Origin of the sequence: Nocardia sp. NPDC056952, from assembly GCF_042674185.1 — a bacterium.
In the GTDB taxonomy this organism is placed as follows: domain Bacteria; phylum Actinomycetota; class Actinomycetes; order Mycobacteriales; family Mycobacteriaceae; genus Nocardia.
This window is the reverse complement of record NZ_JBHURA010000008.1, coordinates 236,522-252,262: the sequence shown is the minus strand read 5'-3', so window position 1 is coordinate 252,262 and position 15,741 is coordinate 236,522. Positions and strand designations below refer to the sequence as shown.

2 protein-coding genes are annotated in these 15,741 nt (G+C 66.8%); both read right to left on the bottom strand.

Annotated features, from left to right (window positions below; all coding sequences use genetic code 11):
* Positions 1-12,131: SDR family NAD(P)-dependent oxidoreductase (locus ACFTS5_RS26165; RefSeq protein WP_378635789.1), on the bottom strand; the 12,131-nt coding region annotated here is incomplete at its 3' end.
* 219 nt (positions 12,132-12,350) lie between these two features.
* Positions 12,351-15,155, bottom strand: coding sequence for an AAA family ATPase (locus tag ACFTS5_RS26160; protein ID WP_378635786.1), 2,805 nt, complete (start codon positions 15,153-15,155; stop codon positions 12,351-12,353).
* Positions 15,156-15,741: the final 586 nt, after the last annotated feature.

The window sequence follows — 15,741 nt, the reverse complement described above, 5'->3', positions numbered from 1 at the left end:
AACTCCTTCAGCGACCGACCCACCAACGGATCCACCACCGCACAGACCTCGTCGAACACCGACGCGAACACCGGGAACGCCGCATACAACTCGCGACCCATCCCCACCCGCTGCGAACCCTGACCCGAGAACAACACCGCCACACGACCTTCCGGCACGATGGCCGTGGTCTCCCCGGTCACCACTCGCCGCAAACCTGCGATCAGATCGTCCCGGTCCCGTCCCGTCACCACGGCCCGGTGCTCCAGTGCCGCGCGGCCGGTCGCCAGTGACCAGGCCAGGTCGGTCATGGCCACGTCCTGATCGTTCTCGATCACGGACAAGATCTGCAGCGACTGCGCCCGTAGTGCCGCAGCGGTCTTGCCCGCGAGCAGCAGTGGCGTCATCGGCAAGTCGGCAGACGTCCCGGGCTCGGTCCGTGGTCCCTGTTCCAGCACCACATGCGCGTTGGTCCCACTGAATCCGAACGACGACACTCCGGCTCGGCGCGGCCGGCCTTGCTCGGGCCAGGCGCGCGCCTCGGTCACCAGTTCCACGGCGCCCACCGACCAGTCGACATGCGGCGTCGGCTCATCCACATGCAGTGTCGCGGGATGAATTCCGTTGCGCATCGCCTGGACCATCTTGATGATTCCGGCAACACCCGCGGCAGCCTGCGTGTGTCCGATGTTCGACTTGATCGACCCCAGGGCCAGCGGACGAGTGCGTTCCCGACCATAGGTGGCGAGCAACGCCTGTGCCTCGATGGGATCGCCCAGCGTGGTTCCGGTCCCATGTGCCTCCACCGCGTCCACGTCTGCGGCGGACAATCCCGCATTGGCCAGCGCCTGCTGGATGACGCGCTGCTGTGCGGGTCCGTTCGGCGCGGTCAGCCCGTTGGAGGCGCCGTCGGAGTTCACGGCGGTGCCCCGCACCACGGCGAGCACCGGATGCCCGTTGCGCTGTGCGTCCGAAAGCCGTTCCAGCAGAAGCAGTCCGGCGCCTTCGGACCAGCTCGTGCCGTCCGCGCCACCCGCGAACGACTTGCACCGGCCGTCGGGAGCCAGCCCCCGCTGCCTGCTGAATCCGATGAACGACGCCGGGGTCGACATCACGGCGACACCACCGGCGAGAGCGAGCGAGCATTCACCGTTGCGCAGCGCCTGCGCCGCCAGATGCAAAGCGACCAGCGACGACGAGCACGCGGTATCGACGGTCACCGCCGGGCCTTCCAGCCCGAAGGTGTAGGCCACCCGCCCCGACACGACACTGGCGGCGGTGCCTGCGCCCGCGTGCCCGGACAGCTCGTCGGATCCCTCCTGGAACACGCCGGCGTAGTCCCCGTACATCACGCCCGCGAAGACCCCGGTGTTACTGCCACGCAAGGACGACGGGTCGATTCCGCCCCGCTCGAAAGCCTCCCAGGTGGTTTCGAGCAGCAACCGCTGCTGGGGATCCATCGCGATCGCCTCGCGCGGGGAGATACCGAAGAGTGCCGGATCGAAATCGGCCACGTCGTCGAGGAACCCACCCTCGCGCGTATAGCTGGAGTTGGGTCGTAGGCCGGTCGGGTCGTACAGCGCTTCGATGTCCCAGCCGCGGTCGGCCGGGAATTCGGAGATGGCGTCACCCTCGGCGACAAGCAGCTCCCACAAGTCCTCCGGTGACCGCACGCCACCCGGATAGCGGCAGCTCATCGCCACAATGGCGATCGGCTCGTCCACCGGTGTGGCGATGGCGCGCGACGGTGCGACGGCAATGGTCCGGTCGAGCAGCGTGTCGAGAACGAAGTCGGCGAGGGCACTCGGGGTGGGATGGTCGAAGACCAGTGTGGGCGGTAGACGCAGATCGGTCACCGAGCCGAGCCGGTTGCGGAGTTCGACCGCGGTGAGCGAATCGAAGCCGAGATCGGCGAAGGGGCGACTCGGATCGATCGCGCCGGCGCCGTCGTGTCCGAGCACGGCCGCGACCTGGGTCCGTACCAGGTCGGCGACCCGGCGCCGCTGCTCCTCCGGGGGCGCGCCCGCGATCACCAGTGACGAGTACTGGGACACGCGGCGCGATGCGACGCCGGTCAGGGACCGCAGCAGCGGTGTCGGATCCGACCGCAGCACCGTGAAATCGAGCCTCACCGGTAGCGGGGCCGGATCGTCGGCTCGCATCGCCAGGTCGAACAGCGTCGTGCCGAGGGTCGCCGAGATCGGCTGGACACCGGCCTGCCTCGAGCGCCGGGTATGGGTTTCGTCGAGCGTCGCCGCCATTCCGGCGTCACCCTCCCAGGGACCCCATCCCAGCGCGGACGCGGGCAAGCCCTGCGCTCGTCGCCAGGCGGCGAGCGCGTTCAGGAACGCGTTGGCGGCAGCGTAGTTCGCCTGCCCGGCTCCACCGAAAGTGCCTGCGGCCGAAGAGAACAGCACGAATGCATCCAGATCGAGGGCGCCGGTGAGCTCGTGTAGATGAAGCGCGGCATCGACTTTCGGGAGCATCACCGCGTCGAGTTGACTCGGGGTAAGGCCGGCCACCACGCCGTCGTCGAGCACGCCGGCGGCGTGAACGACCGCGGCCAGCGGACGGTCGGCCGGAATACCGGCGATCAGCGCGGCGAGCGCGTCCCGGTCGGTGACGTCACAGGATGCCGCGACCACTTCGGCTCCGAGTTCGGTCAGCTGGGCGACCCTGTCCTCGGACACGCCGCCACGGCTCACCAGAATCAAGTGGCGCACTCCGTGTTCGGCCACCAGGTGCCGGGCGATCTCGGTACCGAGGGCACCGGTGGCACCGGTCAGGAGCACGCTGCCGTTCGGGTTCCATTCGGCCGGTGAGACGGCCGCAACCTCAGCACGTTTCAATCGCGGGACCCGGATCGCACCGCCCAGCAGGGACAGTTCCGGTTCATCCTGCTGTGCCAGCGCAGCGGGCAGTGCGGACTCGGTCTGCTCGTCGACATCGACGAGCAGCAGCCGGCCGGGGTACTCGGCCCGGGCCGCACGGACCAGACCCCACACCGCGGCATTGCGCAGGTCCACCGTGTCGTGGTCGCCCGCCGCGCCACGCGTGAGGAAGGCGATCCTGGTCGTAGCGAATCGGTCGTCGGCCAGTAGTGATTGCAGGTCGTCGAGGGCTCGTGCCGTCTGCGCGCGCGCCGCCGACGCGATATCGGTAACCGACGTATCCGGTAGATACGCCAGCACTACCAGATCGGGCGCCGATTCACCGGCGTCGACCGCGGCGACCAGCGCCGCGCGGTCGAGGTAACGACGGGCCTGGAGCTCCGGCACATCGCCGACGGCCGCCATCGAGAAGCTGTCCTCGCCCGCTCGGACCGGCAGCTTCGTGGCGATCCACTCCACCCGGAAGAGCGCATCGCGAACGATCGCGGGCGGGCCACTCACGAACGGTCGCGTGACGAGTCCGCCGATGGAGACGACACGACGCCCGGACCGGTCGACAGCCTCGACAGCCATGCCGTCGCCGACCGGAGACAATCGGACGCGCAGCAGATCTGTGTGTGCGGCGTGCAGTCGCACATCGCGCCACGAGAACGGCAACTCGAGCGCGCCGTCACCAGGGGTGAGCCCGAGTGCGTGCAGAGCCGCGTCGAGCAGCGCCGGATGCAGTGCATAGCGATCGAGATCGGAGACTTCTTCCACGGGCAACGCGACCTCGGCGAACAGATCGTCGCCGCGCCGCCATGCCGCCCGCAGTCCCCGGAACGACGGACCGTATTCGAGTCCACGGTCGGCGACCCGGTTGTAGAAGTCGGTGACGTCGACGGCGGTGGCGCCGCTGGGCGGCCAATCCTCCTCGGCGAAACCCGGCCCCATCACGCCATCGGCGAGTGTGCCGGAAACATGCTGCGCCCATGTCGAATCCGCTGCCGCCCGGGAATGGATCGTGAACGAGCGACGGCCTTCGGAGTCCGGCGGACCCACCACGACCTGCAGCTCGACCGGGCCGGAGCCTGGCAGCTCCAGCGGTGCCTGGATGGTCAGCTCCTCGACGTAATCGGAACCGACCTGATCCGCCGCCTGCAACGCCAGCTCGACGAACAGCGAACCGGGCACGAACGAGTCGTCGAGTACACGGTGCTCGGCGATCCAGGGCACCACGGCCGGATCGAGGCTGCCGGTCATGAGCAGGCCGTCGGAATCTGCCAGGGTGACGACCGCCCCGAGCACGGGATGGCCGGTGCTCGTCATCCCCACCGCGGTCCGCGACCGCTTCGGCCAGAATCGGCGTCGCTGGAACCCATAGGTGGGCAGGTCGGCGCGTTGGCGCGGATCGCCCGGCAGTACGGCCGCCCAGTCCGTCGGGAACCCCCGGGTCTGCAAGCGCGCCAGCGCATCGACGAAGGACTCGGCCTCGGAGCGGCCGGCGCGCATGGCCGGTACCACGCAGATGTCGGAGGGGGCGACCGCCTGCGCCAGCGCAGTCAGCGTGCTATCGGGTCCGAGTTCGAGCAGCCCGGTCACGCTCGCCCGGACGAGCGAGTCCACGCCGTCGGCGAAGCGGACCGCCGCCCGCGCATGCCGCACCCAGTACGCGGGAACGCCGAACTCGTCGAGCGAGATCGCTTCGCCGGTCACATTCGAGATCACCGGCACCTTCGCGGCGGAGAATTCGACCTCGGCACACACCGCGGCGAACTCGTCCAGCATCGGATCCATCAGCGGGGAATGGAACGCGTGCGATACCCGCAAAGCGCGTGTCTTGCGCCCGAGCGCGGCGAAGTGCGCGACGATCTCGTCGACCCGCGCCTCGCTGCCCGAGACAACCAGGGCGGCGGGACCGTTCACGGCGGCGACAGCTGTCGAATCGGACAGCAGCGGGACCACCTCGGCTTCGGTCGCCTGAATCGCCGCCATCGCGCCGCCCGCGGGCAGCGCCTGCATCAAACGGCCGCGCGCGACCACCAGGCGGCTCGCGTCCGCGACAGAGAGTCCTCCCGCGACACATACCGCGGTGATCTCACCGACCGAATGACCCATCACGACATCCGGTGCGAGGCCGAAGGATTCGACCAGCCCGAACAGCGCGTATCCGATCGCGAACAAGGCTGGTTGCGCGAATTCCGTGCGGTTCAAGGTTTCCGGATGCTCGGTGTCGAACACGATGTCGCGCAACGACGTTTCGAGCAGCGGATCGAGGTGCGTGCACGCCTCGTCGAACAGGGCGGCGAACACCGGGAACGCCTGGTACAGGTCCCGGCCCATGCCCGCACGCTGTGACCCCTGTCCGCTGAACAGGATTCCGAGCACGGCCTGGCTGTGCGCCGATCCCGCGATCGCCCCGGGGTCGCCGTCCACGATCGCGGTAAGACCGCGCACCAGCTCCGCCGTGTCGCGCGCCAGAACAACCGCGCGTTGGTCCAGTGCCGCGCGCCCGCGCAGCAGGGTCCAGGCCACCTCGGTCAGCGCGACATCGTCGGTGTGGTCGAGATAGGCGGCGAGCCTGGCGGATTGCGCCGACAGCGCCTCGGGGTTTCGGCCCGACAGGACGAACGGCAGTGGCATGTCGATCGGATCGACGGTCGGCCTCGGCTCGACCGCATGTGGCGGCTGTTCGATGATGACGTGCGCGTTGGTGCCGGTGACGCCGAAGGAGGACACACCCGCCCGTCTCGGACGATCGGTGACCGGCCACGGCACGGCCGCGGTCGCCAACTCGACGGCTCCCGCCGCCCAGTCGACGTGTGGACTGGGCGCATCGATGTGCAGCGTCTCGGGCACCACACCGTGGCGCATCGCCTCGATCATCTTGATGATGCCCGCCACCCCCGCAGCTGCCTGCGTGTGCCCGATATTCGACTTGATCGATCCCAGGATCAGCGGACGCTCGGCATCCCTGCCCTGCCCGTAGGTCGCGATCAGAGCCTGCGCCTCGATCGGATCACCGAGGACCGTGCCGGTGCCGTGCGCTTCCACCACGTCGACATCGGCGGTGTCGAGCCCAGCTGTCTGCAGAGCATGGCGGATCACCCGCTGTTGCGCCGGACCGTTGGGCGCGCTGAGCCCGTTCGACGCGCCGTCCTGATTGATCGCAGAACCTCGTACCACCGCCAGAACCGGATGCCCGTTGCGCCGTGCGTCCGAAAGCCGTTCCACCAGAACGAGCCCCACCCCTTCGGACCAGCTGGCGCCGTCCGCGGCGGCGGCGAAGGACTTGCACCGACCATCCGGTGCCAGGCCCCGCTGCCTGCTGAACTCGATGAACGATGTCGGCGTCGACATGGTCGCGACACCGCCCGCCACCGCGAGTGTGCAGTCTCCGCTGCGCAGCGCCTGCACCGCCAGGTGTAGTGCGACCAGAGAGGACGAACATGCCGTATCCACCGTCACCGCAGGCCCTTCCAGGCCGAAGGTGTAGGCGATGCGCCCGGTCGCCACGCCACCGGAGGTGCCCATCCCGATGTATCCGACCAGGTCCTCGGATACATCGGTGAGGCCGAGCGCGTAGTCGTGGTTCATCACACCCGCGAAGACGCCGGTCCGGCTGCCCCGCAACGACAACGGGTCGATTCCAGCCCGTTCGAACAACTCCCATGACGTCTCGAGAAGCAAACGCTGCTGCGGGTCCATCGCCAGTGCCTCACGTGGCGAGATGCCGAAGACATCGGCATCGAAATCCGCCACGTCGTAGAGGAATCCGCCCACCTGGACATAACTGGTATCGGAACGGCCGGAGTCGGTGTCGAACAGCGCTTCGAGATCCCAGCCCCTGTCGGTCGGGAAGTCGGAGATCACATCGGCGCCTTCGGCGACAACTCGCCACAGTCCCTCGGCGTCGCTGATGCCGCCCGGATACCGGCAGGAGACCGCCACGATCACGATGGGGTCGTCGTGGTCGGCCACCACGGCCGAGGACCGCTGCGTGGCGCTGTCGTCGGTCCCGGCCAGCTCGGCCTTCAGATGCCCGACCAGCGTTTCGGTGTTGGGGTAGTCGAAGATGAGCGTCGCGGGCAGCCGCAGCCCGGTCGCTGCGTTGAGCCGGTTACGCAGCTCGATCGCGGTGAGCGAGTCGAAGCCCAGCTCGAGGAACGTTCGGCGCGGTTCGAGCACACGCGCCGAGGTGTAGCCCAGGATCACGGCGACCTGCGCACTGACGATGTCCAGCAGCGCCCTGGCACGTTCGCGCTCGGGCAACCCGGCCAGACGATCGGCGGAGGTACCGGAGCCTGCGGCCACGCTACGCCGCACCACGGTTCGTACCAGCCCGCGCAGGACTGGCGGAACCCAGCCGGTCCCAGCGACCCGGGCACGCAACCGCGACAGGTCGAGACCGATCGGGACCGCGACGGCATCCTCGCCCGCGAGAGCGGCGTCGAACAGAGCCAGGCCCTCGGCATTCGACAGTGGCACCACTCCGCTGCGCTCGCCGCGCTCCCGATCGGCGTCGGCCAGCTGATCGGTCATTCCGCTCGTCTGTGCCCACATGCCCCAGGCCAGGGTGGCCGCGGGCAGGCCTGTTCCGCGCCGCCATTGTGCGAACGCGTCGAGGAAGGCGTTCGATGCTGCGTAGTTCGCCTGCCCGGGGCTGCCGAGAATTCCGGCGGCGGAGGAGAACATGACGAAAGCCGAGATCGGCTGATCCCGGGTCGCCTCGTGCAACGCGAGCGCGGCATCCACTTTGGGCCGGAATACCCGGTCGATCCGATCGGCCGTGAGGGACATCAGCGTGCTGTCGTCGATGACGCCGGCAGCATGGACCACTGCCGTCAGCGGACGCTCCGCGGCAATCGCGGCGACCATGGCGGCCACCGCCTCGCGGTCGGCCACATCGCAGGCCACCGATGTCGCCGTCACGCCGAGATCGACCAGTTCGGCGCACAAGTCCGCTGTCGCGCCGCTGCGACTGGCCAGCACCAGGTGACCCACCCCGTGCTCGGCAACCAGGTGCCGGGCCACGAGTCCGCCGAGGGCACCGCTCGCACCGGTGACCAGCACCGCGCCGGATCCGAAATCGGTTCGGCCCGACGTTTTCTCGCCGGAAATGTGCTCGAGCCGCGGGGTCCACATCGTATCGCCGCGTACCGCCGCCTGCGATTGCGCGATGGCGGCCCCGGCCCAGACGATGCCCGCAGCGGGGCCTCCGTCGACATCGAGCACTGCGATCCGGTCGGGATGTTCGGACTGTGCGGACCGCACCAGACCCCAGACCGCGGCATGCGCCAACCGAGTGGGGCTCTCGTCCGCGGCGACCGCGACCCCGCCGTTGGTCACCAGGATCAGGACTGTGTCGGCGAAACGGTCGTCGATCAGCCAGGCCCGCAACAATTCCAGCACGTCGTGCGCGGCCCGGTGGACACCATCGACCAGGTCGTCGCCGGTGTCTTCCGGCACGGCCGCGATGACCACAGCGGGCAATTCGAGGCCGTCCTCGATCGCCGCCGCGAGCGCGGGCAGGTCCGGAAACGTCAGGTGCCCTGCCTGTTCGACACTACTGTCGCCGAGCAAGACCGGTACGGTCGGCAGTGCCTCCGGCACGGTTGCGACGGCCTGCCAGCCCAGCCGGTACAGCGAGGCCGACGTGCCCCGACCCGACAGACCCGCGGCGCTGATCGCGCGGACCGCGAGCGACTCGGCGATCACCACCGGCCGACCGGCGCCGTCACACGCCAGTACCGAAATCGCGTCTGCGCCGATTGCCCGCAGGCGGACCTTCAGCGTGGTCGCACCGGTCGCGTGCAGCGTCACCGCCCGCCACGAGAACGGGAGCCTGCCCTCGCTCGCGGAAGCCCAGGCGGGCAGTAGCGACGACGCGTGCAGCGCCGAGTCCAGCAGCGCCGGGTGCATGCCGAACCGATCGGCATCCGCGGCGACATGCTCGGGCAGGGCGACCTCGGCGAACACCTCGCCGTCCCGCAGCCACGCCGCGCGCAGTCCCTGAAATGCGGCACCGTAGTCGAAACCCGCCGCGGCAGTGCGCTCGTACAGGTCCGTCACGTCGACCTGGACCGCGCCCGCAGGCGGCCATTCGGTCAATTCGGCCGCCCCGACACCTACTCCCCCGACCCCTAGAACCCCTGTCGCGTTCCGCACCCAGGACTCGTCGTCGCCGTTCGGTGGCTGCGAGTGAACCGAGAACTCACGCCGTCCAGAAGCATCCGCCGCGGCGACCTCCAACTGCACCGCGACGCCGCCGTCGCGCGGGATGATCAGCGGTACTTCGAGCGTGAGCTCCTCGATCTCGCCGCAACCGAGCTGATCGCCCGCGCGCCATGCCAGTTCGACCAGCCCGGTTCCCGGCACCAGTATGCTGCCGGCCACAGCATGGTCCGCGAGCCAGGGATGCGTCGCCACCGACAGCCGACCGGTGAACAGCAGTCCCCCCGAATCGGCCAGCACCACCGCGGCGCCCAGCATCGGATGCTCTGCCGAACGGAGACCGACGGATGCGACATCACCCGCGCCCGCTGCCATTTCGAGCCAGAACCGCTGATGTTCGAACGCGTAGGTCGGCAGGTCGACTCGCGCCCCCGGCCGCTTCTCGAAGCTCGGCAGCCAATCCACCGCCGATCCACCGGCCCAAGCCTGTGCCAACGACTCCAGCAGCCGTCGGGGACCGTCCTCGTCGCGCCGCAGTGTCCCCAGCGCCACCGCGGTCGTCTCGGCGCCATCGATCATCTGCTCGATCGCGGGCACCAGGACCGGGTGAGTACTCACCTCGATGAAGGTCCGGTGCTCGGCGGCCAGGAGAGTCTCGATCGCCGACCGGAGCCGCACCGGCTCACGCAGGTTCTCCACCCAGTACGCCGCGTCCAGGTCGGCACCATCGACTACCCGGCCTCGCACGGTCGAGTAGAGCGGGATCCGGCCAGACTGTGGAGTGAGGTCGGTCAGCGCGTCCAGCAGTTCCGGGGCGATCGAGTCGACCTGTGCCGAATGCGACGCGTAATCCACGTCGATGACCCGCACACGCACCCCGCGATCACGGCATTCGGCCACGATCTCGTCGAGAACGGTGCTGTTTCCCGAAATCACCGTGGCCGTGGGGCCGTTCTCGGCGGCGATCGAAACCTGGTCCCCGAACGGGGCGATCAGCGCACCCACCTCGCCCTCGGGCAACGCCAGCGACACCATCCCGCCATGGCCCGCCAGCCGATGGGCGATCACTCGGCTGCGCCGGACCACGACGTCGACCGCGTTTTCGAGAGTCAGTGCGCCCGCCACGCAGGCCGCCGCGATCTCGCCCTGCGAGTGGCCGACCACCATGTGTGGTGTGACACCACGGGACTCCCACACCGCCGCCAGCGACACCATGATCGCGAACGACACCGGCTGGACGACATCGACCCGCTCCAGCAAGCTGTCGTGCTGTCCTGCCACCACATCGAGCAACGACCAGTCGGTCGCCGGGTCCATCACCACCGCGCACTCACGCATCCTGGCGGCGAAGACAGCATCGGTTTCCAGCAGGTCGCGGCCCATCCCCACCCACTGCGCGCCCTGCCCCGGGAACACGAACACCGTCGGGCCCTCGAGCACCTCGCCGACTACGACACCCGGCGCCGACTCTCCCGCGGCCAGAGCCTCGAGCCCCCGCACGAACTCGTCACGGTGGGAGCCCAGCACTGCCCCGCGATGTTCGAGTGCCGCGCGGCCCGTCACCAACGCCGCGCCGACATCCGCCGGCGCGAGATCCGGGTTCGCAGTGATGTATTCACGCAGCCGGTGGGCCTGCGCACGCAATCCGGCCGCGGTTCGGGACGACAGCACCCAGACATGCGGGGATTCCGCAGGCAGATCCGCGGTGGTGAAGCGATCGGATTCCGGCGGCGCCTGTTCCAGGATGACGTGCGCGTTCGTACCGGACACCCCGAATGACGACACTGCGGCTCGGCGCACCCGACCCGCATTCGGCCACGGGCATTCCTCCGTGACGAGCTCGACCGCACCGGATGACCAATCAACCTTCGGGCTCGGCTCGTCCACATGCAGGGTGGCGGGCACGATCCCGCGCCGCATCGCCTCGACCATCTTGATCACGCCGGCGACACCCGACGCGGCCTGTGTGTGCGCGATGTTCGACTTGATCGACCCCAGCAGCAGCGGCTGTCCGGTGGGCCTGCCCTGACCATAGGTCGCCAGCAGCGCCTGTGCCTCGATCGGGTCACCCAGCACGGTGCCGGTACCGTGTGCCTCGACCACATCCACATCAGCGGTTGTCACACCCGCGTCCTCCAGCGCCTGGCGAACAACCCGCTGCTGAGACGGACCGTTCGGCGCCGTCAAGCCATTGGACGCGCCGTCCTGATTCACCGCCGAACCCCGGATGACCGCCAGCACCTGGTGACCGTTGCGCTCGGCATCGGAGAGCCGCTCCAACAGCAGCAGACCCGCTCCCTCACCCCAGCCGGTGCCATCGGCCGCCGCGGAAAACGATTTGCACCGGCCGTCGGAGGAGCCGCCGCCTTGCCGGGACATGGTGACGAATGCCGCCGGTGTCGCCATCACCGTGACCCCGCCCGCGAGGGCCATCGAACATTCGCCCGACCGCAGCGAACGCATGGCGAGATGCATGGCCACGAGCGAGGACGAACACGCCGTATCGATCGTCACAGCGGGCCCTTCCAGCCCGAACGTGTACGAGACCCGCCCCGACGCCACACTGCCCGCGACAGCGGTCGCGAAATGACCTTCGAGTTCGGCAGGCAGTGCCGTCTTCGACGCGTAGTCGTGGTACATCAGACCGGCGAAGACTCCAGTCTTGCTGCCGCGCAATGACATCGGGTCCAGGCCCGCTCGTTCGAAAACCTCCCAGGACAGCTCCAGCAACAACCGCTGCTGCGGATCCATCGCCAGGGCCTCACGGGGCGAGATCCCGAACAGCGCGGGGTCGAAGTCACCGGCGTCGTGCAGAAACGCACCCAGGTTCGTGGACGAGGTGCCCGGGCGGCCGGAGTCCGGGTCGAACAGGGTCGCCACGTCCCAGCCGCGGTCGGTGGGGAACTCGGTGACCGCGTCTTCGCCTCGGGTCGTCAGATCCCACAGTCGCGCAGGGGAGTCGGCGCCACCGGGGAACCGGCAGGACATGCCGACGATCGCGATGGGCTCGTGCTCGCTCGCTTCCATGTCCTCGATACGGCGATTGGCCTGCCGTAGATCCGCCGTCATCCGGCGGAGGTATTCGACAAGCTTCGCTTCGTCCGCCACGGAGGCCCCTTTTCATTACTACCGGCACTGTGTATTTCGACGAGACACAGCTCCAACAAACCGTGAATATTCGAAAGATAGGCCCGAAACACCCCTAAGCCCAACCCCTAACAGGCCCCTGTCACAGAACACGGCCGAAGCGCGCTATTGAAATGGATCCGCTCCCCGCACCATACGGCGCGGGGAGCGGATCCACAGATAACCAATGATATCGGCGAATTAAGCGCTGTCGGCCGGATACATCCGGAGAACTAGGCCGATCTCCTTACGCCCATTGACGCCGAGTTTTCGGTAGACGCGGGTGAGATGCTGTTCGACAGTGCTTACGGTGATGTTCATCTTTCTGCCGATTTCGCGATTTGTGTGCTCCAATGCAGCCAATCGTGCGACCGCCATTTCCGAATCGGTCAGGGTGACGATCTCGTCGGATTCGGCATCCTCGACAACATGCAGATGTGCTGTCAAGTCGGACGGCAACTGCTTACTGCAGAGCGCTTCGAGACCAGAGGCTTGGGCAGCCTTCCATGCCTTCCACACCGTGGATCTGGCCCGCCCCGACAAGCCGAGCTCGCGAAAGACCTGACTCAGGTCGGTCAGCACCCGAATCGTCTCGATCTTGTGTTCCGCACCGGAGAGCTGCACAAGCGCCTCCTGCAGCAACGCAGGCCGGTCACGCAGCGGCCGGGTGGTGGCGGCGACACGCAAGGAGACCGCGCGAACCCAGGGCACGTTCGCACCCGGTCGACAGCTCTGCTCATCGAGGTAACTGCGTGCTCCGGCAGCATCACCGAGCGCGAGACAGGCCCGAGCGGCTGAAGCCCTCCAGGGCACACACGCAGGCATGTCGATGCCCCAGCGGACCATCAGATCACCGCAAGCCAGGAAATCCGCCAGTGCGGCATCGGCGCGGCCGACGGCGAGATGATATTCACCCCTGGCATGCAGGTATTTAATACCGAAGAATGTCTGGAAAAGTGTATCGGGCACGGGATGGCTCAGCCACCTGGCCGCCATGTCGGTCTTCCCCATCGCCGTATTGGCCGAAATAAGGATCGCCAGAACCTCACCGATTCCGATACCCCAGCCGTTTCCCGATAGACGATCGAGGGCCTCGCGCGCATTACGTTCCGCAGCTATCGGATCACCTTGATATCCGGCGATCAACGCCCGAATACAGATCAAGAACGCCTCCCAGCTGGAGGCGCGCCGGGCCGCAACCATATCGAGTAGAGAATCGCAGCGGCTCTGTGCGATATCCAGCCTGCCCGCATACACAAGCGCTAGGAGGGCGCTACAGGAGGTCTCTACGAATTCGGCATCGAAGGAGCATCCTTCGATGATCTCCTCGGCGATGGCGATCGTTTGTTCCTGCGCACCGCTTCTGAGCACAGTCAGCAGCAGTTCCGTGGCCCTGGTCTGCCTGTCGAGCAGAACCAGCGATGATCCGGACTGGGATGCGAACAGCTTTCTACCCGCCTCCGAATCGACCAGTGCAGGACTGACGAATTCGGCCCACGCCCGATACGAGCGCATCGCCGCGGCGGCACGCCAATCACCGGGGTCGAGGGTTGCGGCAAGCACCCCCAAACTCGCAGCGGCATCGTCGAGTCGTCCGTGCCAGGTGAGGTTGTGCATCAACTGCAGCGCATCCGCGCCAGGCAGATGCCCTTCTTTGAACGCGGCAACCAGTGGATCGAGCCAGCGCACAGTGGCCGCCGGATCCTGCCAGCTCGCGACGACGACCCGGGTCAGCCGGATTGCGTTGCGGTCCCGCTCCGCCGTGCACGCGGTTCCGGCGAGGTGCAGGGTTGCGCGTGCGAACTCCATGTCATCAGCCTGTACCGCCTGGATCGCGGCGTCCCTCAGTACCTGAAAAGCCCATGGCTCAACAGCCGTACCGGCAGCGACGAGATGGCGGGCGATCTTGATGGAGGGCTGACCCTCGTCATACAGCAACCACGCCGCTCCCTGGTGCGAGTGGAGCCGTTGCTTCGCGGGCATCTGCTCGATGACAGACCCGGCCAGCAGTGGACTCCGAAAACGCGCGCCCACCACCAGCCCTGATTCCGTCAAGCGCTGGATCGTCTCGTCCGCCATGTACGTCGGGATACCGGTCAGCCTCGCCACCCGCTCAGGGGTTGCGTCTTCACCGAGGACAGCGAGCCCGCAGGTCACCTTGACATGGTCTGTACCGCCGTGGAGACACGCCAATACCGCCCCTCCCAGTACACCGCCCGCCACGAATCCGGAGATGCCGTCGGCACGAACACCGCGTTCCCCTTCTTCGGCCTCGATATGTCGGCAGAACTCCTCCACAAGCTCCCTGACCAGGAGTGGACTACCACCGGTAACCGCGTAGGCCTCATCCGAGATAGTTTTCGATCGGACATCACCGACATAACCGGCAATTGTTTGAGCAACCCCTTCCCGAGTCAGCGGACCGAGTCGGATACGGGAAACATTGGGATGGCGCATCAGGTCGGATTGGAATGGCGACTGCAGAAGCGACGAAGCCAGCGGATTTGCCACAACGATCAGCGCACGCAATACGGCCATTCGCCGGAGCAGGTATGAAAGGATTCGCAGGGAAGCCTGGTCCCCGAAGTGACTGTCATCAATCGAGACAACAACTGTTCGCTCTCGCATTACTTCCGCGAAAGCGCCGCCCAATCTAATTACAGCGGAATTAGAGACATTTTCCGGATCATCACTATGCCGTATTTCAGACAATACTTCGAGTACCGACCCCCATCGATCCGACCGCGCATCCGACGGCGAACTCTGCATAAGCTGCCCGATCACGCCGAATTGCAGCGGTTGTTCATCGAGAGAACATGTCGCCGATAAGAAATCGATCTCGCTCGGTATCTGCCTACTGAACTCCTGGAGAAGTGTCGACTTTCCTATTCCACCGGCACCGGAGACAACCACCAGCTCGCCGCCCCTGCCGTTGGAAACCCCAGCCAATGCTGTTGTCAGAGAACGTAGCTCCCCGCTGCGTTCGGCAATATGATTCGAAAGCATATACCCCACCCATAAAACTCGAACCGAAACCACTCAGAGAGGCATATCTGCCGTTTTCCGATCGAGAGGAGTACGGAGATATGCCTATAGAACTCTCGCTGAATCAATAAGGCCGGACACGAACTCCGCGCGCCGGACACTCCAGTTAGACAAGGAAATAGGTAATTCGACCGGACTCACTCTTGATCAATCCGACAATTAACCCCGTGAGGATATCGTCGATGTACTATCGCCCCCACCACAACTCTCGTTGTAAACATGCATACAAACGACAGACAGCTGTTTTGATTGAAGTGCCGAGCCTGAAAGCTCAACGACTTGAATTATCAACTTCCAACTCGAGGCTATCCCAAGTAGAAGTGGCCCGCAACCCATTGACGCGACAAATAGTCATCGCCTATCGCCAAATCCCCAGATGATCCATGTCACCAGCGCGAGAGTAAGATAAATCACATTACAGGCGGGATCAGTTGGGCCCCAACACAAACGGGCGGTGGGGGGAGTGGGAATACACTTGAAACCCCCCCCCCGGGCCCCGGGAGGTTGTGTTGAATGGGGCCGTTGGGCACCCCCGGGCCATGGCCGA